At 75.6% G+C, this 24,991-nt stretch carries 21 protein-coding genes; 3 read left to right on the top strand and 18 right to left on the bottom strand.

Annotated elements, in window-relative coordinates; genetic code table 11:
* Positions 1-25: 25 nt before the first annotated feature.
* From IAG43_RS00750 to IAG43_RS00710, 9 genes are all read right to left on the bottom strand, one after another.
* On the bottom strand, positions 26-1,321 hold the full coding sequence (locus IAG43_RS00750) for a pyridoxal phosphate-dependent aminotransferase (protein ID WP_246574011.1): 1,296 nt from the start codon (positions 1,319-1,321) through the stop codon (positions 26-28).
* A gap of 1 nt (position 1,322) precedes the next feature.
* A complete protein-coding gene (locus tag IAG43_RS00745; RefSeq protein WP_187738799.1) occupies positions 1,323-3,002 on the bottom strand; it encodes an AMP-binding protein in 1,680 nt (559 codons plus the stop codon).
* Positions 3,003-3,244: 242 nt separating this feature from the next.
* Positions 3,245-4,363, bottom strand: coding sequence for a Glu/Leu/Phe/Val dehydrogenase dimerization domain-containing protein (locus tag IAG43_RS00740; RefSeq protein ID WP_187738798.1), 1,119 nt, complete (start codon positions 4,361-4,363; stop codon positions 3,245-3,247).
* A gap of 94 nt (positions 4,364-4,457) precedes the next feature.
* A complete protein-coding gene (locus IAG43_RS00735) occupies positions 4,458-5,021 on the bottom strand; it encodes a type 1 glutamine amidotransferase (RefSeq protein ID WP_187738797.1) in 564 nt (187 codons plus the stop codon).
* Positions 5,022-5,032: 11 nt separating this feature from the next.
* Positions 5,033-5,836, bottom strand: a complete 804-nt coding sequence (locus tag IAG43_RS00730) for an amino acid kinase family protein (protein ID WP_187738796.1) — start codon at positions 5,834-5,836, stop codon at positions 5,033-5,035.
* Positions 5,833-6,900 (bottom strand): N-acetyl-gamma-glutamyl-phosphate reductase, encoded by a 1,068-nt coding sequence (gene argC / locus IAG43_RS00725; protein WP_187738795.1) that lies wholly within the window; start codon positions 6,898-6,900, stop codon positions 5,833-5,835. Before argC ends, IAG43_RS00730 begins: the two co-directional genes overlap by 4 nt.
* Complete coding sequence (locus IAG43_RS00720) at positions 6,897-7,748, bottom strand: ATP-grasp domain-containing protein (protein ID WP_187738794.1); 852 nt, start codon at positions 7,746-7,748, stop codon at positions 6,897-6,899. The genes argC and IAG43_RS00720 overlap by 4 nt, the downstream gene beginning before the upstream one ends.
* Before the next feature lies 1 nt (position 7,749).
* Positions 7,750-7,935, bottom strand: coding sequence for a lysine biosynthesis protein LysW (locus IAG43_RS00715; protein WP_187738793.1), 186 nt, complete (start codon positions 7,933-7,935; stop codon positions 7,750-7,752).
* 134 nt (positions 7,936-8,069) lie between these two features.
* Complete coding sequence (locus IAG43_RS00710) at positions 8,070-9,239, bottom strand: isopropylmalate synthase (protein WP_187738792.1); 1,170 nt, start codon at positions 9,237-9,239, stop codon at positions 8,070-8,072.
* 238 nt (positions 9,240-9,477) lie between these two features.
* Here IAG43_RS00710 and IAG43_RS00705 point away from each other — a divergent pair, with 238 nt between their 5' ends.
* On the top strand, positions 9,478-10,251 hold the full coding sequence (locus IAG43_RS00705) for a maleate cis-trans isomerase family protein (protein ID WP_187738791.1): 774 nt from the start codon (positions 9,478-9,480) through the stop codon (positions 10,249-10,251).
* 139 nt (positions 10,252-10,390) lie between these two features.
* On the opposite strand, the gene IAG43_RS00700 is transcribed toward IAG43_RS00705, so the two are convergent.
* The 4 genes from IAG43_RS00700 to IAG43_RS00685 all read right to left on the bottom strand — a co-directional run bounded on the left by IAG43_RS00700 (position 10,391) and on the right by IAG43_RS00685 (position 14,789).
* Positions 10,391-11,098 carry a response regulator transcription factor gene (locus IAG43_RS00700; protein ID WP_187738790.1) on the bottom strand — a complete coding sequence of 236 codons (708 nt, stop codon included), beginning with the start codon at positions 11,096-11,098 and terminating at the stop codon, positions 10,391-10,393.
* A gap of 38 nt (positions 11,099-11,136) precedes the next feature.
* Positions 11,137-12,318: an IS701 family transposase gene (locus tag IAG43_RS00695; RefSeq protein ID WP_187738789.1), complete on the bottom strand. Its 1,182-nt coding sequence runs from the start codon at positions 12,316-12,318 to the stop codon at positions 11,137-11,139.
* Between the two features lie 442 nt (positions 12,319-12,760).
* The gene (locus IAG43_RS00690; RefSeq protein ID WP_187738788.1) at positions 12,761-14,005 is read right to left on the bottom strand and encodes an MFS transporter; all 1,245 of its coding nucleotides are present in this window, start codon (positions 14,003-14,005) and stop codon (positions 12,761-12,763) included.
* A 223-nt stretch (positions 14,006-14,228) separates the two neighbouring features.
* Positions 14,229-14,789, bottom strand: a complete 561-nt coding sequence (locus IAG43_RS00685) for an SDR family oxidoreductase (protein ID WP_187738787.1) — start codon at positions 14,787-14,789, stop codon at positions 14,229-14,231.
* A 417-nt stretch (positions 14,790-15,206) separates the two neighbouring features.
* Between IAG43_RS00685 and IAG43_RS00680 the strand changes: the two genes are divergently transcribed.
* Positions 15,207-18,929: an AfsR/SARP family transcriptional regulator gene (locus IAG43_RS00680; protein ID WP_187738786.1), complete on the top strand. Its 3,723-nt coding sequence runs from the start codon at positions 15,207-15,209 to the stop codon at positions 18,927-18,929.
* Here the strand turns inward: IAG43_RS00680 and IAG43_RS00675 are convergent.
* Complete coding sequence (locus IAG43_RS00675) at positions 18,919-20,154, bottom strand: calcium:cation antiporter (RefSeq protein WP_187738785.1); 1,236 nt, start codon at positions 20,152-20,154, stop codon at positions 18,919-18,921. The genes IAG43_RS00680 and IAG43_RS00675 overlap by 11 nt on opposite strands.
* Before the next feature lie 295 nt (positions 20,155-20,449).
* On the opposite strand from IAG43_RS00675, the gene IAG43_RS00670 reads away from it, so the two are divergent.
* Positions 20,450-20,947, top strand: a complete 498-nt coding sequence (locus tag IAG43_RS00670) for a hypothetical protein (protein WP_187738784.1) — start codon at positions 20,450-20,452, stop codon at positions 20,945-20,947.
* Between the two features lie 56 nt (positions 20,948-21,003).
* Here the strand turns inward: IAG43_RS00670 and IAG43_RS00665 are convergent, their stop codons facing one another.
* The 4 genes from IAG43_RS00665 to IAG43_RS00650 all read right to left on the bottom strand — a co-directional run bounded on the left by IAG43_RS00665 (position 21,004) and on the right by IAG43_RS00650 (position 24,871).
* Entirely contained in the window at positions 21,004-21,609 is a 606-nt protein-coding gene (locus tag IAG43_RS00665) for a maleylpyruvate isomerase family mycothiol-dependent enzyme (RefSeq protein ID WP_223006024.1), read from the bottom strand.
* 173 nt (positions 21,610-21,782) lie between these two features.
* Positions 21,783-22,346, bottom strand: a complete 564-nt coding sequence (locus IAG43_RS00660; RefSeq protein ID WP_187738782.1) for a TetR/AcrR family transcriptional regulator — start codon at positions 22,344-22,346, stop codon at positions 21,783-21,785.
* Positions 22,339-23,175 carry an alpha/beta fold hydrolase gene (locus IAG43_RS00655; protein WP_187738781.1) on the bottom strand — a complete coding sequence of 279 codons (837 nt, stop codon included), beginning with the start codon at positions 23,173-23,175 and terminating at the stop codon, positions 22,339-22,341. Before IAG43_RS00655 ends, IAG43_RS00660 begins: the two co-directional genes overlap by 8 nt.
* A gap of 172 nt (positions 23,176-23,347) precedes the next feature.
* Complete coding sequence (locus IAG43_RS00650) at positions 23,348-24,871, bottom strand: glycosyltransferase family 39 protein (protein ID WP_246574010.1); 1,524 nt, start codon at positions 24,869-24,871, stop codon at positions 23,348-23,350.
* Between the last annotated feature and the right edge of the window lie 120 nt (positions 24,872-24,991).

Here is a 24,991-nt window from a genome sequence, read left to right as displayed (position 1 = left end):
CCGCGGGCCACGCCGCGGGCCCCGCTCAGAAGCGCCGGCCGGCCGCTCCGGCGCCGGCGGCGAGGTCGGCGACCGCGTCGCCGGCCCAGGCCACGGCCTCGGCGATCCACGGCAGCGCGAGCGGGTCGGGCGCGGCCAGCGCGGCCAGCCGCTGCTCGTCGTCCGCGCCGTACAGCCGGCTCGTGGCCAGCCGGACCCGCAGCGACCCGGCCGGTTCGCCGAAGGCGCTCCCTGGCAGTACGCCCACACCGTGGCGCTCGCCGAGGAACCGGGCGACGCCGTCGCCGTCGCGCACCCCGTGCGCGCCGGCCAGCCGGTCGCGCAGCGGGGCGAAATCCGGATACAGGTAGCAGGTGGCGGTGACCGGTGCGAGCACCGCGCCCGTCGCCGCCACGTGCCCGGCGACCGCGCCCGCCACCGTCTCGTGCAGCCGGCGGCTCGCCGCGACCCGCGCGGTCACCTCGGGCGGCTCGCCGAACGCGTACGCGGCCGCCGACTGCACGGGCGCGGGCGGGCTGGACCAGATCTGGCTGGCGACCGACACCAGCCGGCCGTGCAGCTCCCTGCCCGCAGCACCGTCCGGCAGCCTGGCCACCCCGGTGCGCCAGCCCCCGAGCGCCAGGTTCTTCGTCAGCCCCGTGGTGACCACGGTCCGCTCCGGCGCGTACCGGGCCGGCGAGGGCACGGGTCCACGGGCGCCGTAGACCAGATCGCCGTAGATCTCGTCCGACACGACCGTCAGGCCGAGCTCCCGCGCGGCCTCCGCGAGTTCCCGCACCGTCCCGGGCGGGGCGACCGTGCCGGTGGGGTTGTCCGGGACCGTGACGACGACCGCCCGCGGATCGCGGCCCGCCCGGCGGGCGGCCGAGACCGCCTCGCGGAGCCGCCCCGGGTCGGGGACGCCGCCCTCGCCCGGACGGATCGGCACCGGCACCGGCTCCGCTCCCGCGAGCCGGGCCTGCGCACCGTAGCTCACCCAGCCCGGCACCGGGACGACCACATCGCCGCCGATCGCCAGCAGCAGCGCGTAGAGCAGCGACTTGCTGCCGGGCCCGGCCACCACCTGGACGGGATCGGTGGCGAGCCCCCGGCGCGCCCAGTACCCGGCGGCCGCGGCCCGCAGCTCCGGGCTGCCGGCCACCGGCCCGTAGGCGTTCTCGGCCGAGGCGGCGGCGAGCCGTTCCCGCAGCCCGGGGAGGACCGGCAGGCCGATCTCCCCGCTGGCCATGGACAGGACGCGCTCACCGGCGGCCCGCCGGCGGGCCAGCGCCTCGTCGGCGGCGAGCGTGGCGGACATCGGAACGGCTGCGGACACGGTCATCTCACGACTCCCCGGCGGCGGGACGCCCGGCGTACCGCTCGCGCAGCTCGACCTTGCGGACCTTGCCGGTCAGGGTCTTGGGCAGCGCGGGCAGCGTCTCCACCCGGTCCGGCAGGAAGCGCTCCCCGTGGCCCGCGGCCCGCAGGTGCGCGCGCACCTCGTCGAGCGCCGGCCCCTCGCCGTCCCGCGGGACCACCACCGCGACGATCGGCGACGGTGCGCCGGGCCCTTCCGGCTCCAGGCCGACCACGGCGGCCTCCACGGCCCGCGGGTGGCTGCCGATCACCGCCTCCAGCTCGGTCATCGGGGCGACGTGGCCGTCCCGGACGATCGCGTCCCGCGCCCGGCCGACGATGCGGATGCCGCCGCGACCGTCCTCGCGGGCCAGGTCCCCGGTGTCGAACCAGCCGTCCGCGGTGAACTCGGCCGCGAACACCTCCTCGCGCCGGTAGTAGCCGAGCGCCAGGGACGCGCCGCGCACCCGCAGCCGTCCGACCCCGCCGCTCACCGGCCCGCCGTCCCCGACGCCCTCCGCGTCGACCCGGACCTCCATCGCGTCGACGGTCCGGCCGTTGCTGTGCGCCGCCCAGTCCTGCGGGTCGGCGGGACGGGTCATGGTGACGGGCCCGTTCTCCGACATGCCCCACAGCGAGTAGGTGCGAGCGCCGAGCGCCGCGTGCACCTCGTCCGCCAGCGCGGCGAGCACGGGCGCCGACCCGATCACCACGTGCCGCAGGGTGCTCGTGTCGCGCTTCGCCTCGCGCTGGGACGCCGCCACGTCCGCCAGGGTGGCCGGCGGCCCGTAGAGCAGCGTCGCCCCGTAGCGTTCCACCAGGTCCAGCAGGGCCTCGTTGCGGCGTTCGTCCTGGAAGGCGACCGTGCCGCCGAGCAGGGCGCCGGCGAGGACGCCCTGCGCGAAGCCGGAGTAGTGGACCAGCGGTGTGGACACCGCGGCGACCCAGTCCCCGTCGAGGCCGAAGGCGTCCGCGTAGCCGCGCACCGCCGAGTGGACGGTGTTCTGGCTGTGCAGCACGCCCTTGGACTCGCCCGTGGTCCCGGAGGTGAAGAGGACGACGAAGGGCTCGTCGGGCCCGAGGGCCAGGCCGTCGAGCTCACCGGCACGCCGCTCCTCGTCCGCCGGGGCGGTGAAGCGCTCGTGGAAGGAGTGGGCGCCCTCGGGCACCGGGCCGTCCACGACGACCACGTGATCGAGGGTGTCCAGCTCCTCCCGGAGCCGTACCCCGATCGCGGCGAGGCCGGTCCCCGACCACTGGGGCAGGGTGACGAACACCCGGGCCCGGGTGAGGCCGAGGCGGTGCCGCAGCTCCTCGTCCGGGCAGACCGGCGAGATCGGGCAGATCACGGCGCCGATCCGCGCGGTGGCGAAGATCAGGGGCACCATCTCCCACCGGTTGGGGAGCTGCACGGCGACGAAGTCGCCGCGCCGGACGCCGAGGTCGAGCAGCGCCAGGGCGAAGCGGTCGGTGAGCCGGGCCAGTTCGGCCCAGTCCAGGGTGTCGGTGCGGGACTCCGCGACCCGCCGGGCCGCGATCGCGAGCCGGTGCGGCCGCTCCCGCGCCTGCCGGAACAGGTCGTCGAGGAAGGTCTCCGCGCGCCACCACCCGTGCCGGCGGTACTCGGCCGCCTCCGCGGCCGTGACCCGCGCACCCGCGGCCGTCACGTCCGCGGGGAGGTCCTTGCCGTCGCGCGGCGCGCCCCCGCCGGAGCCCGGTCCGTTTCCGGAGTCCGGTCCGTTCCCGGGCCCCGGCCCGTTCCCCGAGCCCGGTCCGTTCCCGGGCCCCGGCCCGTTCCCGGAGCCCGGCCCGGATGCCGTACCGGCCCCCGGCCCGGACGCGTTGCCCGCGCCCGGGGGGACGCCCCGGGCGGTGCGGTCCGCCGTCCCGGCCGGTGCCGGGACCGCGGTCACCGGCGCTCCCCGCGCCGCGCCGCGAGCAGCTCCGGGAGCGGGTCGCCCGCGCTCGACGCCGCGATCTCCAGCAGGTCGCGGGTGTTGTGCCGCACCGTGTCGCCGACCCAGTCGAAGACCCACGCCTTGCGCGCCTCGGCCGCCAGGCCGAAGGGCACCACCCGGGTGACGGCCAGCGCCGCCGACGCCGCGCCGCCGATGTTGGCGATCACCCCGGGCACCAGCACGGCCCCCGCCGCCCGCACCTTCTCCTTCGCCTGGGCCCCGGAGGCGAGGTTGGCCCCCTCGACGACCAGCCGCGCCCGCAGCCGGTGCGCGTTCTCCGCGTTCACCGCGTGCTTCTGCGCGGCGAGGATCAGCAGGTCGGCGTCGACGTCCAGCCAGGCGTCCGGCTCGGACGACACGGTCACGTCCTGCGGCAGCCGCGTCCGGTCGATCCGGCCGTACTCGTCGGTGATCGCGACCAGATCGGCCACCGGGATGCGCTCCGCGCTGATGGTGCCCTCGACGTCCGCGACACCGACCACGACATGTCCCCGGTCCTCCAGGAAGCGGGCCACCGCCCGGCCCACCGCGCCGAAGCCCTGCACGACCACCCGGGCGGGGCCGGTGCGGCCGCTCGCCTCCAGCGCCGTGACCGCCGCGACGCCGACACCGTGGCCGGTGGCGTCGATCAGCGGCTCGTAGTAGGTCCGCCAGTCGATCGGCATGTCGGGGGCGCCGAGCCGGTAGCGGGGGTCGTAGCCCGCCGCGTCGAAGAAGACGGCGCGGTCGGCGGGGGTGACGCCCATGTCGATGCCCAGATGGATGCCGCCGTGCAGCAGCGGCTTGACGGTCCTGCCGAAGGTGCGGAAGGTCTCCTCGCGGTCCGCGTCGTCGGCGACGATGCCGGCCTTGGCGCCTCCGATGGGCAGCCGGGCGAGCGTGAACTTGTCCGTCATGTCGCGGGCCAGGCCCGCCACTTCCTCCTCGGTGACCCCTGCCGTCCGCCGGGTGCCGCCCATCGCCAGGCCGTCGTACAGCGAGTCGACGACCACCCAGCCCCTGACCGAACCTCCGCTGCCGTTCAGGGAGACCGTGAACGCGGGCTCCTGCGGGCTGTCCTGATCACTCATTGCCAAGTCCTTCCCCGCACATGGGACATGTGCGACACGAGGGGTGCGTACGAAGAACGCCGGTGACGGTCCGGCGGGGTGCGGCGCGGGTGCCTCACCGGTAGAGCTCGGTGAAGCCCCGCAGGATCTCCAGTCCGTCGGAGCGGAACTCCAGATGCGCCTGGGAACCGAGGATCCGGCCGTCGTCGGACCGGAGGAACTCGACGGGCGCGTGCTCCGAGCGGCCGATGGAGCGGAAGCCCTCGGGGGCCTCCTGGAGGTAGAGGGTGTGCCGGTGGAAGACGGTCACGGTCGGTTTCACATGGGTGAAGAGCGGGTCCTCCTTGTCGACCTGGACCCGGTAGCCGCCGACCCGCTGGGGGCCGTCGGCGAGCTGCCCGCCGGCGGACACGGCCAGGATCTGCATGCCGCCGCAGATCCCGAAGACCGGGACGCCGCTGCCGTGGACCAGGTCGATCAGCGGCCGGTAGTGGTCGGTGTCGTACGCCCGGACCTTGGTGCCGCTGAGCACGATCGCCTGGTAGCGGCCGCCGAGCGTCTTCGGCACGGACGCGGCGCCGACGGCGTCCGTGTCCGAGCCCAGTTGCTCGAAGCGGGCGCGGAGCTGGGGGAGGGAGAGCGTGCCGTTGTCGACGACCAGCACTCGGGGTTGCGCCACTGTCCGGCTCCTCAGGTCTGCGGGGTTCGGGTGATGACGGTGCCGGTGCGGCCCGCCAGCAGGTCGGTGACCGACGCGCTGCCGAGCACCACCCGCCCGACGCCGCCGTCGAGGGCCTCACCGGCGGCCCGCAGCTTCTTGCGCATGCCGCCCGTCGCCCCCTTGTCGCGGAAGGCGGCCGCCTGCGCGGCGCCGATCTCGCGCACCGGTTCGCCGTCGATCAGCAGATGGGCGACGTCGGTGACGAGCACCAGGTCGGCCGCGCCGGTGGCCCCGGCGACGGCCGCCGCGGCCCGGTCCGCGTCGGTGTTGACCTCCCGGCCGGCGGCGTCGCGGGCGAGCGGGGTGACGAGGTACGCGTGGCCTGGCCGGAGGTTCTTCAGCGCCGCCGGGTCGACCCCGGTGATCGGCCCGACCAGGTTCTCCAGCTCGACGAGCTGCTTCTCGCGCCACCACCAGCGTTCGGCCTCTCCCGCGGCGACGAGGCCGTCGCTGCCGAGCAGCCGCTCCGCGGTGACACCGCGCCTGTCGAGCCGTCGGAGGACGTCCTCGGCCAGTGCCGCGCTGACCGTCCTGATGTCCTCGATGACCTCGGGGGTGGTCCACCGGCTCTGGTTGCCGTAGCGGTCGCGCAGGACCGCGGACGGCTCGCTGTAGCGGGGGCTGAGCCGCTTCAGCGGCTTGGACCAGCCGTGCACCAGGATCAGCGCGCGATCGCGCCCGTACGCGGCCAGGTCGTCCCACCAGGCGCCGTCGAGGTCGTCCAGGCAGCTGCCGCCGAGCTTGACGACGGCCGGTGTGCTCGCGCCGCTCATGCCGGCATCACCGGGTGCATCGTCAGCCCCGTGTCCACGGGCAGCCCGAAGCGGAGGTTCGCCGCCTGGACGGCCTGTCCCGCCGCCCCCTTGACCAGGTTGTCGAGCGCGCCGAGGACCACGATGCGGCCGTCCTCCTCGTCGTGCAGGACCGTCACGTCGCAGTAGTTGGAGCCGAGCACGGCCTGCGGGTCGGGCACCGGGATCAGCGTCTCGTCGTGCCTGCGCACCCGGACGAACGGATGCCCCTTGTAGAAGCGCAGGTAGGCCCGTTGCAGCTCGCGCTGGTCGACCGCCCGGTCGGTGAAGACGTAACTGCTGGTGAGCAGTCCGCGGACATGGGAGACGCCGTACGCGGACATGGTCAGCGAGCCCACCGAGCCGCCGCCCTCGCGCTCCAGGAAGTCCCGCACCTCGCCCGCGTGCCGGTGGCCCGTCGGGGCGTACGGGGCGATGGCGCCGTTGCGGTAGGGGTGCAGATCGGTGGTGCGGAGCTTCAGGCCGCCGCCGCTGGAACCGCTCTTGCCGTCGATCAGCACCGTCCGCAGATCGAGGCCGAGGCCGAGGGTGAGCGGCGCCAGGCCGAGCGTGATGGCGGTGGCGTAGCAGCCGGGCAGCGAGATCAGCGGGGCGTCGGCGAACCGGTCGCCGACCAGCTCCGGCACGCCGTAGACGAAGCGTTCGGCGAGGTCGGGCCGGCGCTGCACCTTCGGGTACCACCGCTCGTGCAGCTCCGGGGTGCGGATGCGGAACGCGCCGCTGAGGTCGATCACCGCGGGTACGCGGTCGGCGAGCAGCGCGGCCAGTTCGGCCGACACCGGCGCCGGGGTGGCGAGGAAGACGACGTCCAGCCCGTCGGTCGTCTCCTCGGTCACCGGGCGCACGGTGAGACCGTCCAGGGGGAGGCGGAGCCCGGGGTGCAGTTCGGCGGGCCGGCGGCCGATGTGGGAGGAGCCGCCGAGGAAGGCGAGCTCCAGACCGGGGTGCTGGGTGATCAGGCGGAGGAGTTCGCCGCCGGCGAGGCCGGAGGCGCCGACCACCCCCGCGCGGATGCGGTGCGTCATACGAGCAGCTCCTGGAGATGGCGGCCGACGGCCGACGGGACGTCGGCCCCCGTCGCGGAGGCCACCGCGCGGAAGGCGGGTGCGTGGTTGACCTCGTTGACGACGAAGCCGTCGGGGGTGGCGAAGAGGTCGACCCCGTAGATCCCGGGTCCGAGGACGTCCACCACCCCGTCGACGGTCTTGAGGACGTCCGGGTCGTGGGCGACGGCCCGGCTGCTGTTGCCGAGCGCCGCGTTGTTGCGCCAGTCGGTGCCGCCGCTCGCGAACTCGGCCGCGGCCACCAGCTCACGCCCGACGACCAGGCAGCGCACCGAGGTGCCGCCGCCGATGTAGGGCTCCACGAGGCAGGCCTGCTCGAAGGCGTGCCCGAGGTCCTCGACGTAGTCGTACACGGACGCGGCGAGGTCGGGGTCGCGCAGCAGGGTGACCCGTTTGCCCATGCCGCCGAAGACGGGCTTGAGCACCAGCGGCAGGCCGAGCTCCGCCAGCGCCCGTTCGAAGTCCGGGCGGGACAGCGCGAGCCGGAAGTCCGGCACGGGCACACCGGCCCGGCGCAGCGCGGCGCGGAGCACCGCCTTGTTCTCGCAGGTGTGGATGGCGTGCGCCGAGTTGAGGACGTGTATCCCCGCGGCCTCGGCGAGCGTGGCGATCAGTCCGCCGCGGGTGTAGCTGCGGCTGCGCAGCAGCACCGCGTCGTATCCGGCCAGGGAGGCGGCGGACGGGTCGCCGAGGCTCAGCGACTCGTCGTTGACCCACTCGATGTGCAGACCGTGCGCGGGGGCCGCCTCGACGAGGCGCCGTTCCTCCCAGGCGATCCGGTCCGCGACGACGGCGATTCGGACGGTCATGTCACTGGCCCCAGTCGCGGAGCTGCACCTCGACCATCCGCAGGCTCAGCACGCCCTCCGAGACGGCCTCCACGCGCAGGGTGAGGATGCACTCCGGGCACGAGAGGGTCTCGCCCTCGACGACCGGCGGGACGGTCAGTCCGGTCTCGCACTCGGGGCAGGTTCCGGTCAGGGTGGCGGTGGACATGGGAAGCACTCCTGTTCGATGGGTGTCGTCCGGTGGTTGCGGTGCGACGGGGTGGGGTGCGGGGCGCCGGGTGCGGTCCGTGAGCGGGCGCTGCGGGTCCGCCCCGCGTGGTGGCGGATGCGCGGCGGCGCCCGTCAGGCCGCCTGGAAGTCGACGGCCGCCTTGCGGATCGCGTCGCGGTCCAGCAGCGGCGCGCCCTCCCGGGCCTGGCGCTCGGCCAGCCACGGGGTGAACTCCTCCGGGTCGGCGAAGACGCCCGAGCCGTCCAGCGCCCACTTCACGAGCGCCGGTGTCAGCCGGCTGCGCACGCGCAACTCCCTCGTGTTGCCGACGAGTTCGGCGGGAAGCGTCTCGTACGCCTCGGGGTGGACCAGCTGTCCGGGCAGCTCGTAGGCGAAGGCGTGCTCGGTCGTCGGCCCGGACTGGAAGGAGTTCCCGAGCCCGGCGCCGCGCAGCGCCACCCGGGACAGCTCGGTGAGATGGCTCAGGTCGAAGCGGGTGTCGCCGTGGATCACCCGCAGCGAGGTCAGCAGTTCGGCCAGCGGGGCGTTGCCGCCCCGCTCACCGATGCCTCCCACGGTGGCCGAGATCCACCGCGCGCCCGCGCGGACGGCGGCCAGGGAGTTCGCCACCGCCATGCCCAGCATGTTGTGCGAGTGGATCTCGATCTCCGCACCGTCGATCGCGGTGAGGTCGCCGACGGCTTCCTCCATCTGCCACGGCGACAGGAAGGCGACCGTCTCCGCGAGCCGGAAGCGGTCCGCCCCCGCGGCGAAACCCTCCTCCACGTAGGGCACCAGGCGCTCCCTGGGGGTGCGGGCCCCGTCCTCGCCGCTGAACGTGACGTGGAAGCCGCGGTCCTTGGCCTCGGCGACGGCGGAACGGCCCAGCGAGCGGAGGAACTTGTCGCTGGGCGAGCCCAGCTTCAGCCGGGCGTGCTGCTCGGAGGTCGGGATCGAGTACATGATGTGGCGCACGCCGAGCCGCCCGGCCTCGTCGAGCGCCTGGACGACCTGCCGCCGGTCGCGCACCACGACGAGCGTCATGCTGCGCTCGGGGGTGACGGCCTCGTGGACGGCGTCGATGAGCGCGGCGTCCTTGGAGCCGGGTCCGGAGACCATGCCCACCTCGACCAGGTCGACGCCGGTGCGCACCAGCAGATCCGCGATCACGGCGGCGTCCGCCGGGCCGAACTCGACGCCGGCCATGTGCGCCGAGTCACGCAGAGTCGCGTCGGAGACGTGCGGCGCGTCGGACGGACGCGGCGTGTCAGGCGCCTCGTCCGGTGTTTCCCTGGCTGCCATGGCCATCACTCCTCGTTCGGGAAAGTGGTCGGTGAACCGCGTCGGAATGGAACTCGGCGGGCGGTGATCACTACGATCCGGCGAACGGCTCCCGGAAACAAGGGAATGCGGGTCAGATGTGTGTGGGGGAGTGTCAAGGAATGTCAGGAAGGAAAGGGCGGGCAAAGCGCGTGTGAGCGGTGTGTCCATTCCGGTCCGTTGGCGGGACGCCGCGCCGTCGGAGCCCTAGCGTGCCGCCATGGACCTTTTCTCGCTGCCGCGACTCGGAGTCGTCGTTCCCCCGGAGAACCCCACGGCGGAACCTGAGTTCAACCACCTGCTCGGCACCGGACTGAACGTCTACACCGCCCGCTTCCCGGTCACCCCCGGGACCGGTCTCCGGCGCATGCTGGAGACGTACAACGAGGTCCTCCCGGACACCCTCGGGGACTTCGGCGGGATGCGCCTCGACGCCACCGTGGTGGCCTGCAGCGCTTCGCACTACCTGCTCGGCCCCGAGGGCGACCGCGCCCTGTGCGAGGAGCTGTCGGTGCGCGTCCGCCACCCCGTGCGCTCCTCGACCCAGGCCGTCCTCGCGGCCTGCGAGGCGCTCGGCATCGGCCGGCTGACGCTCGTCTCGCCCTACGAGCCCTGGCTCACCGACGTCTCCCGCGCGTACTGGGAGAGGGCCGGACTCGCCGTCGACGGCGTCGTCCCCGTCCCGGCCGGGCGCACCCCCGCCGGGACGGACCAGTACGACCCGTACGCCGTCCCGCTCGGGCGGATACGCGAGCGCGTCCGCGCCCACCTGGGCGGACGCCGGACGCCTGACGGCAGTGCGCTGATGTTCACCGGCACGGGGATGGCCACCCTCGCCGCGCTGCGCGAACTGGCCCGCGAGGAGCCGGGGCGGGTGCTGCTGACCTCCAACCTGGCCTCCGCGTGGTGGGCGCGCAGGGCCACGGGCGCCCGCGGCGGACCGGTCCACCCCCTGCTGCGGCGCCTCGACGCGGGCATCCGCCGGGCGGCCTGACACCCGGCCCCCGTGCGCCGTTCCGGGCAGCTGCCGGGAGCGCGCCGCGGCGCGCTCCGGCCGCAGCCGCCGGTTCGCCCCCGGAAGCGGGCCGCGCCCGGCCCGGGTCACCCCCGGGCCCGGGCGGAGCCCGCGGCGGTCACCCCTCCGGCGCCGACAGCGCAGGCGCCGGCTCGGGCGCACGGCGGGCGACCGCCATCCGGTAGCCCACGCCGCGCACCGTCACGATCCAGCGACTGCACCCGAGTTTCGCCCGCAGCGTGCTCACATGGGTGTCGATCGTGCGGCTCGTCGGCCCCCAGTCACTGCCCCAGACCTTCGACATCAATTCCTTGCGGGAAACCACCGTCTCGTGATTCACGGCGAGAATATAGAGCAGCTCGAATTCCTTCGACGTGACGTCGATGAGCCGGTCGCGGAGGCGCACTTCCCGGGTCCGCGGATCGATGTGCAGGGGGCGCAGGGAAATCGCCTCGGAAGAGGCCGGACCGCGGCGGGCGCGGCGCAGTACCGCTTCGATGCGCGCCCCGATCTCGCGGAATCCCCAGGTCTGCGCCACACAGTCGTCGGCCCCCGCCTTGAGGGCGAGCACCCGCTCCAATTCGTCGTCACGACGGGTGAACGCGATCAGCGGGACGTCGCTCGCGTCCCGCAGGGACCGGCACACCTCGATCCCGTCGACATCGGGCAGCTCCAGGGAGAGCAGCACCAGATCGGCCTCACGGTACGCGTGCAGGGCGTGTGCGCCCGTGGCCACGCTGCGGGCCGAGTAGCCCTGGCGGCGCAGGTCGCGCACGAGCGCGTCGGCGGCCGCCGTCTCCCGTTCCACCACGAGAACGTTTCTCACTGCGCAGGACCTTCCTCTTCCCTCGTCCCTTCCGGTGCTCAGCCCGCGGCCCGGGCCGGGGCGGCCTCCGGACCGCCGCGGAGGTGGTGGTAGACGTACGCCGCCGAGGCCATGGTCATGTGGTGGTGCCAGCCGGGAAACGAGCGCCCCTCGAAGTCGAGCACGCCGAAACGTTCCCGCAGCGCCGCGAGGGCCGCCTGGAGTCCGGCGCGGCCGCGCATCGCGAGCAGCACCTTCTCCGCGGACCGCCCGCCCGGCCCGGTGAGCCAGTACCGGGCGGGCTGCCGCGACGCCGGGTCGACCACCTCCAGGAGCCGGAAGCGGTGCGCGCCGGACGCCTCCCCGCCGCCCTGCCGCCGGGGAAGCCGGACGGTGTCCGCGTACGTGTGCACGGTGACCGCGCGGTGCCGCCCGTCCGCCATGTCACGTGTCACCACATAGGGACGGCGGGCCCGGCGCTGGTCGAACAGGCCCCCGACCGTGGTCACCGTCGGCGCGTGGTGACCGCTGACGACCACCTGGCCCGGGTCCACCTCGCACACCAGGTCGGCGGTGTGCCGGACGAGACCCGCCAGCACCTCGCCGGCGTCGTGGCCGCGGGTGAGGTCCAGGGCCCACGGCAGCCTCGGCATCAGGGGATGGGCCGTCACCCCCGCGACGTGGCCGACCACATGGGCGCCGGCGGTCCGTGCCGTCTCGTCGGCCGGGATCCGTGCCCGCAGCCGCCGGTCCCGGTCCCGGTCCCAGACGCCGTCGAGGACCAGACTCCAGTCCACCGGGTGGCAGTGGGCGTCCGTGACCAGGAAGAGCCCCACCGCCCGCTGGGCGTTGACAGCGCGTCCGGTCGCCGGGTCGGTCACCCGGTGCACCCCCACCGAGTGCTCCCCGCGCTTGGGGACGAGGAGCTCCGCCACCGTCCAGGCGTGCGGCACGGTGCTCGCGGCCACCCACAGGGCGAGCCGCCGCCGCACCGGCTCCCAGGCCCAGGTGCTCGCGTTGACGAACTGGTGCAGACCGTGCGCCGCGGCGGGCGGTAAGCCGTCCGTCCGCGCCATGTTGCGGGGGGTCTTCTTCCCGGGCGAGTGCAGCAGCCCTTCCAGATAGGCACCGGCCCAGCGGCGCTGCTCCACCCGGTGCAGGGAACCGAAGACCTCGGTCAGGAAAGCCTGCTGAAACGCGCTCTCGTCCGGCACGGCACTGTGCCCGGTTTCTGACGCCATGTGGAACGCCCCCCTCGTCGTACCTCCTCGGGCCCCGCCCCGAGGGACGGATGCCTGGCGCTTCGGACGAGGCACAAAAGTACCTGCTCGCTGCACAATTTCACGGGGAGCGCCCCGACTTTGCGACTTCCGCCTCCGACCTGCGGGAACGCCGCTCCGGGGCGATCACGGGGGAGCCGGCTCCAGGGCGCGCGCCGCACCGCCGCGAACCGGTGCCGGACACCCCTCCGGCCCGCTGCCACCTGGCCTCCGGCACCCCGCGGGCGCCTTCCGGCCGGCTCCCGTCCGCAGCGCCGCGGGCAACTGTCAACAGCTCGTGAACAACCGTTCGGCACACCGCGGAGCCCTCGCACCGCGCCGGACCTGCCGGGGGTGCGAGGGCTCGCGGTGTGCCGGACCTGCCGGAGGTGCGAGGGCTCGCGGTGTGCCTGACGGCGGGCCGTCAGGAACCGGGCCGCTTCACCGGGAAACCGTGGGCGCGGGCGAACACCACCACCGCCAGCACGGGCGCGAGCAGCAGCAGCACCGTCCAGGGGAACGATTCGCTGCCGATCCCGTCGAGCAGGATGCCGCCGGCGATGCCGCCGCCCGCCATGGCGACGTTCCACAGTGTCACCAGCATCGCCTGCGCGGAGTCCGCCTGTTCGCCTCCGGCGTCGGCCACCGCCGTCTGGAGCAGGGTCGGCACACCGCCCCAGCCCAGACCCCACAGAGCGGCGGCGGCGTACACCAGCCCCGTGCTGTCGCTGAGCACGGCCAGCAGCGCGGAGGCCACCGCGACCAGCAGGGTGCTCACCACCGTCAGCAGGCGCAGCCGGCGGTGGATCTGCGCCCCCACGATCCAGATGCTCAGCAGCGAGGCGCCGCCGAACACGAGCAGCACCAGGTCCGTGCTCCCGCCGAGTCCCACGTCGTCGAGGAAGGTGGCGATGTACGCGTACAGGATGGTGTGCGCGAGCACGAAGACCAGCGTGACGAAGAGCACCGGGCCCACCCCCGGCACCTTCAGCGCACGCAGCATGGCGGGCCGTTCGCCGCGCTCCTGGCCGGGGTAGTCGGGCACGGCGGCGGAGATCCACACCAGCAGCACCACCGTCAGCGCCGTCATCACCAGGAACGCCACCCGCCAGCCGACGGCCGTCCCCAGGAACGTGCCCGCCGGGACGCCGAGCGAGAGCGCCACCGGGATGCCCGCCATCGCGATCGCGATGGCCTTGCCCTGCAGGTGGACCGGCGCCATGCGGCGGGCGTATCCGGCGAGCAGCGCCCACGCCAGTCCGGCGGCGACACCGGCGACGAACCGGGCGACCATCGTCAGCCCGTAGACGGACGACACCGCCGTCACGGTGTTGGCGACCGCGAACCCGGCCATGGCGGCGAGCAGCAGCCGCTTGCGCCGCCAGCCCGCCGTCGCCGCGGTCAGCGGGATCGCGGTCAGGGCCGTGCCGATGGCGTAGACCGTTACCGTCTGCCCGGTCGCCGACTCGCTCACCGCGAGATCGGCGCTCATCTGCGGCAGCAGGCCGGCCGGCAGCGTCTCGGTGAGGCTGGTGATGAAGACGGCCGTGGCCAGGGCCAGCAGGGCGAACAGCGGCAGCTTCCGCGGCTCGCCGGCGTCCGCGTCCGGCGGCTTCGGCCGGGACTCCGGGCCGCCCGTGGCGGTCGCCGTGTCGGGGGAGGTGCTCATGTGATGTGCTCCGGGTGTTCGGGGACGTGATCTGTCCGGGGTCGGTATACGGATTGCTGCCGCGGCGCCGCCGGGCCGTCCGGTGAACGGCGGGGCGCCGCCGGGCCGCGGCGTGACGGCGCGGGTGGCGGTGCGGGGCGGACGGCCGCTGTGACGCGTGCCGTCGGGGACGGACGGGACGGACGGGCGGGGAGCACGGCGGCCGGGGTGACGCGACGGAACCTCAGGGGCGGCCCAGACCGCCGTCCACCGGGAGCCGGGCCCCGGTGGTGAACGTCGCGTCCGTGGCCAGGAACAGGGCGGCCCGTGCGACCTCCTCGGCCGAACCGAACCGGCCGAGCGGCGGAAGCCCGTCCGTGCCCCCGCCCGGCGTGCCGATACAGCCGGGCGCCACCGCGTTCACGCGGATCCCGCGCCCGGCCAGTTCACCGGCGAGCGCGCCCACCGCGGCCGCGGACGGTGCGGCGGACGTCAGCACCACGGCTCCGCCGTCGCGCACATGGGGCAGCAGGGGCCGGGCCGTCGGCACGGCGTCCGCGAACAGCAGGCCGGCACCGGTTCCGGCTCCGACCAGCTGCCCGAGCACGCCGGGCGCCGGAGCCGGCGGCACCACCAGCAGCCGCGCGGCCGAGCCCAGTTCCGCGCGCGCCAGGGCCTGTTCGTCCCGGCCGCCGACGGTCAGCAGCACCTGCGCACCGCCCTCCACGAGCCGCTTCGCGATCGCCAGGCCGATCCCGGTCTCCTGACCCACGACCACGGCCGTCTGCCCCGCGTATCTGGTCATCGCCGCCGTGCTCCCTCCGATGAGCGGTCCCGTCGTGCCGACGGGCCGTGCCGCGTTCCTGCCGTGTCCGTGTCCGCGTCCGTGTCTGCGTCTGTGCCCGTGTCGGCGTCCGCCGCCGTGACGGGGACGGCGGCGGCCGGGCACGACCGACTGTGCACCCGGCTCCTTCGGGCCGGCCGAGGAACCGCTGACGGTTCGCTGACGGTCGTGCGGCGGCGATCCGGCGACGACCGTCGGCGGTCGTGCGGCGGCGGCCCGCGGGCCCGCCGGAACCACCGCGGACGGCAGGGCCGACGACGGTTCGCCGACGACTCTTCACGGTCCCTGCGGGCCCTCGCGGCCTGCGGTTGTGTACGGACGATGACGTCCGGCCGGCGGCCGCCTCCCCTCCGCCCGCGAGCCTGTACGGTGGCCCGCATGCGGTTCGGGGTACTCGGCCCACTCGTGGTGTGGGACGACGGGGGCGCGGTGGTCACGGTGCCCGAGACCAAGGTCCGGGCGCTGCTCGCGGCCCTGCTCGCCCACGACGGGGGACCGGTCTCCGCCGACCGCCTCGTCCTGGACCTGTGGGGCGACGCCCCGCCCGGCAAGCCGGCCGGCGCGCTCCAGGCGAAGGTGTCCCAGCTGCGCAGGGTCCTCGGCCGCGACAACGTCCTCCTCCAGCCCGCCGGTTACCGGCTGCTCCTCGACTCCGCCGCCCACCAGGTCGACGCGGACCGCTTCCGGTCCCTGGCGACGGCGGCCCGCACCGCCGCCGACCCGCGGACCCGGGCCGCGCTGCTGACCGAGGCCCTCGGCCTGTGGCGGGGCTCCGCGTACGCCGACTTCGCCGACGAGCCCTTCGTCCGCGGCCCGGCCGGCCGCCTCGACGAACAGCGCCTGTCCGTCACCGAGGAGCACGCCGAGGTGCGTCTGGAGATCGGCGACCATCTGCTGCTCGCGGGGGAGCTGACGGATCTGGTGGAGCGTCACCCGCTGCGGGAGCGGCTGCGCGCCCTCCAGATACGCGCCCTCTGCCTCGCCGGCCGCCAGGGCGAGGCGCTGGCGTCCTACGAGCGCCTGCGCGCCCGGCTCGCGGAGGAACTGGGCGTCGACCCCGGCCCGGCCCTGACCGCCCTCCACCAGGCCGTCCTGCGCCAGGACCCGGCGCTCACCGCCCTCCCGCCCGGCGTCCCGGTCGCCGTCCCGGTCGCACCGGAGGCCGCACGGGCCGCTCCCGGGGCGCGGCCGCAGCCCGGACCGTACGGCTCGGCGACCGCCGCCGGTGCGGACGCTCCCGCCGTGCCCGCCGCTCCTGGAGGCCCGCCCGGGACGGCGGGGGCGGCGGCCCCCGGGGAGCCGCCCACGGCCCCCGCCGCCCCCTCGGCACACACCGCCGCTTCGGCGGCGTCCAACCTTCCCGTCCCGCTCACCGGGCTCGTCGGCCGCGACGAGGCTCTCGCCGAAGTGTCCCGGCTGCTCGGCACCGCCCGGCTGGTGACGCTCACCGGAGCCGGCGGCGTCGGCAAGACGCGGCTCGCCGTCGCGGCGGCGGCGCGGGCGGCGGCCCGGGACGCGGGCGGACTCCCGGACGGCGTCTGGCTCGTGGAGTTCGCCGGCGTCCGCGCGGGCGGCCCCGGAGACCTGGCGCAGGTCGTCGCCGCGACGCTCGGCATCAGGGACGGGGCGCCGGCCGCCCTGCCCGGCAGTGCGGCGGGCTGCACCGGCGCACCGTCACCCGCCCACCGGCTCGCCGCCGCCCTGCGCGACCGGCGGATCCTGCTCGTCCTGGACAACTGCGAACACGTCGTGGACGCCGCCGCCGAACTGGCCGCGATCGTGCTGCGCACCGCGCCCGGCCTGCGCGTGCTGGCCACCAGTCAGGAACCCCTCGACCTGGCGGGGGAGGCCGTCCACGTGGTGGAGCCGCTGGGACCCGACGCCGCCGTGCGCCTGTTCACCGAGCGTGCCGCCGCCCGCGACCCGGGATTCGGCCGCACCCCGGCCGGGGACGGCGACCGGGAGGCCGTCGCCGAGATCTGCCGGCGGCTCGACGGCATCCCGCTCGCCCTCGAACTCGCCGCCACCCGGGTCCGCGCGCTGGGCGTCCGCGGACTCGCCGACCGCCTCGGCGACCGCTTCCGGGTGCTCACCACCGGCGGACGCGGCGCGCCGGCCCGGCAGCAGACGCTGCGCGCGGTCATCGACTGGAGCTGGGAACTCCTCAGCGCCCCCGAGCGCATCGTGCTGCGCCGGCTCGCCGCGCACAGCGACGGCTGCGACCTGGAGGCGGCGGAGGCGACCTGTGCCGGCGACGGGGTCACCCGGGACGAAGTGCTCGACCTGGTCACGCGTCTCGTCGACCGGTCCCTGGTGGTCGTGGTGGACGGCCCCACCGGGCGCCGCTACCGGCTCCTGGAGTCCGTCGCGGCCTACGCGACCGAGCGGCTCCACGAGATGGCGGACGCGACCGGGGTCGCCGGACGGCACCTGCGGCACTACCTCGCCCTCGCCGAACACGCCGAACCCCTGCTGCGCGGCCCCGGACAGCGTCTCCTGCTCGCCCGGCTGGACGCCGAGGCGGCGAACCTGCGCACCGCGCTCGACGAGGCGGTCCGCCGGGCGACCGCCGGTGACGCGGACGAGGCGGTCCGGCTCGCCTCGGCGCTGTCCTGGTGGTGGCTGCTGCGCGGCCGCCTCACGGAGGCGCACCGCGCGCTGACGACGGTGCTCGCAGCGGCGTCAGCGCGCCCCGCTCCGGCGACGGCCGCCGACAACAGGCCCCCGGTCCCCGCGCCGGGGCGCACCGCGGCCGCCGGGGCCGACCGCACGGAGCGCACGCCCGGAGCGACCCTCGCTCCCGCAGCGGACCCGGCCGCCGGGGCCCTCCGCGCACCGGACCCCACCGAGGCCCTGCCCGTGCCGGACGCCGTGACCGGAGCCGGACCCGCACCGGACCCCGCCCCCGACCCGGATTCCGCCCCCGCCACCGCCCCAGCCCCGGGCTCCTGCCCCGCGCCCGAACTCGTCCTGTTCCGTACCGCGTTCGCGCTCCTCACCGGCGACCACGCCGGCGCCGGCCGTGACGAGCTCGCGGACGCGGGAGCCGTCCCGGACCCGGTGCGGCGTGCGCGGGCCCTGTGGCTGTGCGCCTACGGCCGCTACAGCGCGGGAGAGGCCGCCGCCGCGGAGCGGCTCAACGACCGTGCCCTCGGACTGTTCACGGCCGCGGGCGACCGCTGGGGAACCGCCGCCTCACTCGGTCTGCGGGCGACCCTCGCGCTGGTCCGCGGCGACCTCGCCGGCCTCGGACGCGACGGAGTCCGCGCAGCGGGCCTCTTCCGCGAACTCGGCGACCGCTGGGGCGAACTGCAGACCGTCACGCCTCTGGCGGCCCTCGCGGAGATCCGCGGCGACTACGCCGACGCCGCCCGACGCCAGCGCGAGGGCCTGGACATGGCCCGTGAGCTCGGCCTGACGGCCGAGGTGTCGGCCAGGCTCTCCGGACTCGGGCGTCTCGCCCTCCTCTCCCGGGACTGGGACCGCGGCCGGGAGCTGCACGAACAGGCCCGCCGTATCGCCGCCGAGCAGGGCTACAAGTACGGGGAGATCCACTCCGAGATGGGCCTGGCTCTCGGGGCCCGCCGCTCCGGCGACCTCGACGCGGCGGAGGTCCACCTCGGCCGCATCCGCGACGGCTACGCCGACGTCTCCTCGGAGGCCGGCGACCATCTGCTCCTCGCCGAACTCGGCTTCCTCGCCGAGCTGCGCGGCGACGCCCCTGCCGCCGTCTCCCACCATCTGCGGGGTCTGGCCGTGGCGCGCTCCCTGGGCGAGCCGAGGGCGCTCGCCCTCTCGCTGGAGGGTCTCGCCGGTGCCGCCGCACTCGCCGGCGACGGCCCGGGCGCTGAGTGCGCGGCGATCCTGCTCGGCGCGGCCGACGCCGCCCGCCGGGGCGTGGGGGCCCCTCTTCCGCCGGCGGAACGCGGAGACGTCGACCGTGCCGCCGCCGCCGCTCGCGCGGCGCTCGGCGAGAGCGCGTACGCGACGGCGTTCGGGCAGGGGGTGCGGCTCCCCGCCGAGGAGGCGGTGCGCCGGGCGGAGTCCGTCCTGACGCGCCGCGGCGGGGAGCAGCCGGCGCGGGGGAGCGTCAGGGACTGAGCGACAGGAAGATGAACGCCGAGAACAGGGCGAGGTGGACCCCGCCCTGGAGCAGGGTGGCCCGCCCCGGTACGACCGTCAGCGCGCTCACCGCGGCGGTCAGGGCGAGCAGGACCAGGTGCAGCGGTTCGAGGCCGAGTTCCAGGTCCCCGGTGAGCCACAGCGAGGCGAAGGCGATGGTCGGGACGGTCAGTCCGATGCTGGCGATGGCCGACCCGTAGGCGAGGTTCAGGCTCGTCTGCATCCGGTCGCGGCGTGCGGACCTGACCGCGGAGAGGGTTTCGGGCAGCAGCACCATGAGGGCGATCACCACGCCCACGACGCCGTAGGGCAGGCCCGCGTCGTCCACGCCCTGCTCGATGGTGGGGGAGATCACCTTGGCGTTGCCGACCACGGCGACGAGCGAGAGCACGAGCAGCGACAGGCTGATCGCGGCCGCGCGTGCCGACGGCGGCGGAGCGTGCTCCTCGCCGTCGTCGCCGATCGTCGCCCCGGTCCCGGCCTCGGCGACCGTCGCCCCGGCGTCCGCGTCTCCGTCCGTCCCCTCGCCGCCGGCCGACGCGCCGCGCACGCCGGAGACCGGTCCCGACGGCTTCCCGTGCGCCGTCGCGTGCTCGTGGCGGCGGTCCACCGGGAGGAAGTAGTCGCGGTGGCGAACGGTCTGCACGGTGACGAAGAGGATGTACAGCGCCAGTGACGCGACGGCGGCGAACGCGAGCTGGCCGGCCGTGAATTCGGGCCCCTCCGCGCCCGTGGTGAAGGTGGGGAGGACCAGGGTCATGGAGGCGAGCGTGATGACGGTGGCGAGAGCTCCGCCCGAGCCCTCCGCGTTGAAGACGACGGTGCGATTGCGCAGGGCGCCGACGAGCAGGCAGAGGCCGACGATGCCGTTGCAGGTGATCATCACGGCGGCGAACACGGTGTCCCGCGCGTACGTGGAGGCCTTGTCCCCGCCCCCGGACATCAGCATGACGATCAGTCCGACCTCGATCACCGTGACGGCGACGGCGAGCACCAGCGACCCGAGCGGTTCACCCACGCGGTGTGCCACCACCTCCGCGTGGTGGACGGCCGCGAGGACGGCGCCGAACAGGCAGAGGGCCACCAGCGCGACCCCGAGGCCGGAGAGGTCCCGCCCCCAGCCGAAGACGAGTGCGACCAGTGCCAGCACCGGCATCCAGGTCGTCCATTGCCGTACCACCGGTGTGCTGTTGTCCGCGCTCATGGGCTTCAGCCTGCCAGAAGCCCACGGGGATTCCTGCTCCGGGGGCGCGCGTCCCGCCCGCGGTTCGCGCTCCCCGGCCGGGCCGCGTGACGTCCGAGGAAGACACCGCGGACGGACCGGACCGGCGGCTTCCGCTCAACTGGCCATCGCGTGAATGGTGTTGACGCCCAGTGGCCCGCGGTCACCGCCGCCCGGCCCGCCCCGCATCGTCGTCCGCGCGGGGAACGATCACTCGTCACGGTGAGGCCCGCGCGTCCGCATGCGCGCCGCCGCCCCGGTCCGGCACCGTGGCGCCATGCCCCTGCGCCGTCTCGCCGCCCCCGCCCTGCTCGCTCTGGCCCTCGCCGCCGCCGGCTGCGTCAGCGTCCCCACGGACGCCCGCGACCGGCCCGTTCCCTCCGGCGAGGCCGCCCCGCCGACACCCGCCGGACCGGCCGCCCCCGGCGCAGCCGCAGACCCGCTGCCCGTGGCGCAGTCCGCCGGGCGCGACGCCCTCGCCGCGACCGGGCCCGAGGAGGCGGGGGCCGGGGCGGGAGTGCCGGCCCCCGGAACCGGGGCGCGCGGCTCCGATGCCCGGCCGGCCGCGCGGGGACCGCGTCCGGCGCCGCCGCGGCCGCACCTGCCAGGTCCCCGGACCGTCGAGGCGAAGGCGCCTCGCGCCGGCCAGCGTGCCGTCCCCCGGCCCGTCCCCGCCGCCCCGCACGCCCCCACGATGCGCCGTCTCTGCGCCGAGTCGGAGGGGATCACCTCCTCGCAGGTCACCCGCCTGTGCCGGACGGCCTACGGCCGCTGAGCCGCCCGCCCCGCCCGCCCACCGTCCGGCCGCCTGCCGCCCCGCCCTCCTGCCGGTCAGACGGTGGGCGGGAGCGAGGCGGCACCGGGCCCGTCGAGCTCGTCCGGCGCCACCGGGCGTCCGGAGACGGTCAGCAGCAGCGAGAGCGCCGGCCCGCGCACCTCGGGCCCGTCGCCGACCGTGACGTCCGCGTCCGTCGCGGTCAGCCGCACCCGGGAGGTGAGCTCCTTCGCCCCGCCGAACGAGGCGGGCGTGCGCAGCTGGAGACGGAGCGCTCGCACCACCGCTTCCCGCGGGTAGGCGCGGGTCAGGCCCAGCGGGCGGCGGATGTCCTCCCCGTGGACCACCTCCTCGACGAGCCGGCTGTCGAGGGGCGCCGGGGGAGTCGACGTCCGCGACGCCGCCTGCCGCAGCCGCTCCAGCGTGACGCGGGGCGAATCGCCGCGCTCCCGGGCCACGCCCTGTGCGTTGAGACGGTCGAAGTCGAACCGGGCACGGACCATCGACGTCACGAAACCGAGCCGTGTGGTGCGTGCCGTGTCGACGAGGTGGGCGACCACGTCGTGCACGGTCCACCCCTTGCAGAGCGAGGACCGCTCCCACTGCGCGTCGTCGAGGTGTGCCAGGTCCGCGAGGAGCGCCGCGCGCTCGGTGTGCACCATCGGCCATACGTCGTTCACGGTCTTCTCCTCGGCCTGCTGCGGGGACCCCGGGCGCCTCCCGGGGGTCCGTGTCAGGGGTGACCGTCCGCGTCACCGGAATTCATCGCCGGCCCGGTGGCCCGAGCAGCCGGCCCGGTGGCGGTGAGCGCCTGCGGGCTGCGCGGCCGATCGGGTCAGGAGGTCGCCCGCTGGGCCCCGGCCCCCGCCGCCATCATGGAGACCAGGAGGTCGTAGCTGTCGTCCGTGCTCTCCGGGAGCCCGAACGCGCCCTCGGCCTCCAGGACGGCGAACCCGTGGACGGCCGCGCGCAGGCAGCGTGCCATGTGGACGGCCGCCGAGTCCGTCATGCCATAGGCGCGCAGCGCCGCCCGGATGATGTCGAGCAGTCGCTCCCCGGCCTCGGCCGTCCGCGGCTCCGGTGTCTGGAGCATCGCGGCGTAGCGGTGCGGGGCGCGGAGGGCGAAGCTCCGCCAGGCCCGCATGAAGGCGCGGAGCGCTTCCTCGCCGGAGCGGCCGAGGACGGCCTGTCCGACCTCGTCCGCCAGGTCGTCCATGATCCGGGCCGAGACGAGGTCGCGGAGTTCGGCGAGACCGCGCACGTGCTTGTAGAGGGACGGGGTGGCGACAGAGGCCCTGGCCGCCACCGCCGAGAGCGTGAGGGCAGCGGCGCCCGCCTCGTCGACGGTCTCCAGGGCGAACGCGACCACCGCGTCCGCGGACAGCGAAGCCCTAGGCATGCGAGGTCTCCTTCAGGAAGGTGAGCACGGCGTCGGCGACCTCGGCGGGAGCCTGCACATGCGGGTAGTGGCCCGTACCGTCGATCATCACCAACCTGCCGAGGCCCGCGGGCATGCTCGCCACGATGCCCTCGCCCTCGGCCGCGGGGTCCGTCCAGTCGGGATCGAGCGTGCCCTCGACGATCAGCGCCGGGCAGCGGATGTCGCCCAGCCGGGCGCCCGCGTCGGTGGGGGCGGACGTGCCCATCCTGCTGACGACCGCCATCCGGCCCGGCCTGCGCAGGTCGGCCTCCACGGCGGCGACGTGCGCCGCGTACCCCTCGGGCCTGGCGCCCGGGTAGGCGTGGTCCAGGTAGCGCTTCCACAGTCCGACGCTGCGCAGCAGCCCCGTGCCCAGGAGCAGCGACATGCCCTTGCGGTAGCGGGCGTCGGACAGCAGTGCGCCGAACGCGATCTTCTGCGCGCGGGTGAAGGGGCTGATCTCGACGACGGCGCTCACCAGTGCGGGCTCCTCGGCGGCCGCGACGGTGGCGGCGCCCCCGGCGAACGAGTGGCCCACGAGGACGGCCGGGCCGCCGAGGTGCCGGATCACCGCGAGCAGGTCGGCCGCCGCGTCGGTGCGGGTGTAGGACGCCCAGCCGGTGCCGGACTCCCCGTGCCCGCGCTGGTCCACGGCGGCGACCCGGTACCCGGCGGCGGCGAGCAGGGCGCCCAGCTCGCGGAAGGCCCCTCTGTTGTCCCCCATGCCGTGGGCGAGCACGATCAGCGGTCCCGCGCCGGTCACCTCGTACGCGAGCCGCCCGCCGTCGGTCTCCAGGAACTCGGTCATGATCCACTCCGTGGCTCGTTCGCTGCGGTTAATTCTGTTAGCTCAAAAGCTAATGGCATTAGCTGGTGGTGTCAACGATGTGCGGACGCGCCGGGAGGTGGGGTGTCGGAAGGCGGCCCCCGGCGTGGGGCCGCAGGGGGCCGCGGCCGCCGTCGGACGGACGGCCGACGGCTCAGCGGACGGGCGGCGGGCAGACCGTGCGGGCGTGGAGCGTCACGCGCCCGCCCTTGAGTTCCGTGCGGGCGCACACGACGAAGTCCCGTGCGAGGACCTGCCGTTTGACCCGCTCCGCCGGCGTCGTGTCCAGCGGCTGCCCTCCGGGGTCGGAGAGCACGACCACCACACGGGAGCGCGCCAGCCGCCGCCCGATCTCCGCGGGGGCCGCCTCGACGCCCTGGAGCGTGCCCGAAGCGGCGGGGGACTCCGCCAGGGCGACGTCCCGTGCCGAGGCGAGGGAACCGGGATACGACAGCACCCACTCGCGCCGCCTCGCCGGGGTGAACAGGACGGCGTCGGCGCCCGCCGACAGCCTGCCGGCCTCCGCGGCGATCGCCGTAACGTCGTCCTTGCGGCTGTCCGGCGTCCTCATCTGCGCACTGACCGGCAGCAGGGCCGCCGCGCACACCAGGCCAGCGGCCCCCGCCGCCGCTGCCCGGGCGCCCCGGCCGCGCACCACCCGCCCGGCGCCCTCGGCGGCCCGCACCAGCGCCGCACCGCCGAGCAGGGCGAGACCGACGTGGGAGTAGAGCACGTAGCGGTCCACGTAGACCGGCTCGTGCACCGCGGCGGCCAGCAGCGCCGCCGTCGGCAGCAGGGCCAGCGCCAGGGCGGGGACACGGACCGCCGCCGCACTCCCGCCGCGCCGCACCAGGAACCACCCGCAGACCAGTGCCAGAGCGGTGAAGCCCGCGATCTCGCACCACTCACGCGCACTTGGGCCGCTGATCCACGACACCTGGCCGGACTGGGCCGCGCTGACGACGGCCAGCGGCGCCAGCGCGACGGCCACGGCGACCGCCGTGACGGCGAAGCACCGGCGGGCGCGGGAGGTCGCGGCGGGGGAGGAGAGGAGCGCCGCGCCATGGGCGAGGAGCGCGAGCACCGCGAACTCGTGGAGCAGCGAGGCCGCCAGCACGACGGCCCCGTAGCGCGACCAGCGGCCCGGCGTCGCGTCCGCCCCCAGCCCGGTGAACTGCCAGGTGGCGAGCGCCACCAGGGCGCACACCAGGGCGTAGGACCGGCCCTCCTGGGCGTACATCTGCACCTCGGGCGTCACCGCGAACCACAGCCCGGCGGTGAGGCCCACCGCGGGGCGGCCGGTGAGCCGTACACCGGTCGCCGCCACCAGGCCCGCGGCCACGGCGACGGCCGCGACGGAGGGCAGCCGCAGGGTGAGCAGGCCGCCCTCCCACACCCCGAACAGCACGTGCATCAGCAGATAGTGGAGCCCGTGGACGGCGTCGGCGTCCCGCAGCAATGCCACGATCTCCGGCAGGCTCCGGTGGGCGACCTGGTAGGTGACGGACTCGTCCCGCCACATGCTCCCCTGCCGGGTGACGCCCCACAGGCCGAGCGCCGACGCGACGAGGGCCGGCCCGGCAACCGCGGCCACCACCCGTGCCCGTGCCCGTGCCCTTGCCTGCGCCACCGGCTCCGGCTCCGGCGCGCCCGAGTCCGCGGTGGCGGGGGACTCCACGCGATCCTGCTCCCGAAGCCCGATGACCCCTCCGTCGAACGGGCGCGGTGGCGCCGCGCCATCCTCGTGGCCGGTTCACCCTACGGGAGCCGCCGCCTGACGGACCGTCGCCCGGCGCCG

The organism is Streptomyces genisteinicus (assembly GCF_014489615.1).
In the GTDB taxonomy this organism is placed as follows: Bacteria; Actinomycetota; Actinomycetes; order Streptomycetales; family Streptomycetaceae; genus Streptomyces; species Streptomyces genisteinicus.
Note: the sequence above shows the minus strand (reverse complement) of the source record. Positions and strands in the feature narration are given on the sequence as shown.

What these genes read in the sequence shown, in the direction of transcription:
- IAG43_RS00695 (WP_187738789.1), bottom strand. Translation starts at nt 12,318, where the DNA reads ATGGCGTCAGAAACCGGGCACAGTGCCGTGCCGGACGAGAGCGCGTTT.
- IAG43_RS00710 (WP_187738792.1), bottom strand. Translation starts at nt 9,239, where the DNA reads ATGGCAGCCAGGGAAACACCGGACGAGGCGCCTGACACGCCGCGTCCG.
- IAG43_RS00730 (WP_187738796.1), bottom strand. Translation starts at nt 5,836, where the DNA reads ATGAGCGGCGCGAGCACACCGGCCGTCGTCAAGCTCGGCGGCAGCTGC.
- IAG43_RS00685 (WP_187738787.1), bottom strand. Translation starts at nt 14,789, where the DNA reads ATGACCAGATACGCGGGGCAGACGGCCGTGGTCGTGGGTCAGGAGACC.
- IAG43_RS00740 (WP_187738798.1), bottom strand. Translation starts at nt 4,363, where the DNA reads ATGAGTGATCAGGACAGCCCGCAGGAGCCCGCGTTCACGGTCTCCCTG.
- IAG43_RS00690 (WP_187738788.1), bottom strand. Translation starts at nt 14,005, where the DNA reads ATGAGCACCTCCCCCGACACGGCGACCGCCACGGGCGGCCCGGAGTCC.
- IAG43_RS00655 (WP_187738781.1), bottom strand. Translation starts at nt 23,175, where the DNA reads ATGACCGAGTTCCTGGAGACCGACGGCGGGCGGCTCGCGTACGAGGTG.
- argC (WP_187738795.1), bottom strand. Translation starts at nt 6,900, where the DNA reads ATGACGCACCGCATCCGCGCGGGGGTGGTCGGCGCCTCCGGCCTCGCC.
- IAG43_RS00705 (WP_187738791.1), top strand. Translation starts at nt 9,478, where the DNA reads ATGGACCTTTTCTCGCTGCCGCGACTCGGAGTCGTCGTTCCCCCGGAG.
- IAG43_RS00660 (WP_187738782.1), bottom strand. Translation starts at nt 22,346, where the DNA reads ATGCCTAGGGCTTCGCTGTCCGCGGACGCGGTGGTCGCGTTCGCCCTG.
- IAG43_RS00680 (WP_187738786.1), top strand. Translation starts at nt 15,207, where the DNA reads ATGCGGTTCGGGGTACTCGGCCCACTCGTGGTGTGGGACGACGGGGGC.
- IAG43_RS00670 (WP_187738784.1), top strand. Translation starts at nt 20,450, where the DNA reads ATGCCCCTGCGCCGTCTCGCCGCCCCCGCCCTGCTCGCTCTGGCCCTC.
- IAG43_RS00715 (WP_187738793.1), bottom strand. Translation starts at nt 7,935, where the DNA reads ATGTCCACCGCCACCCTGACCGGAACCTGCCCCGAGTGCGAGACCGGA.
- IAG43_RS00750 (WP_246574011.1), bottom strand. Translation starts at nt 1,321, where the DNA reads ATGACCGTGTCCGCAGCCGTTCCGATGTCCGCCACGCTCGCCGCCGAC.
- IAG43_RS00720 (WP_187738794.1), bottom strand. Translation starts at nt 7,748, where the DNA reads ATGACCGTCCGAATCGCCGTCGTCGCGGACCGGATCGCCTGGGAGGAA.
- IAG43_RS00675 (WP_187738785.1), bottom strand. Translation starts at nt 20,154, where the DNA reads ATGAGCGCGGACAACAGCACACCGGTGGTACGGCAATGGACGACCTGG.
- IAG43_RS00665 (WP_223006024.1), bottom strand. Translation starts at nt 21,609, where the DNA reads ATGGTGCACACCGAGCGCGCGGCGCTCCTCGCGGACCTGGCACACCTC.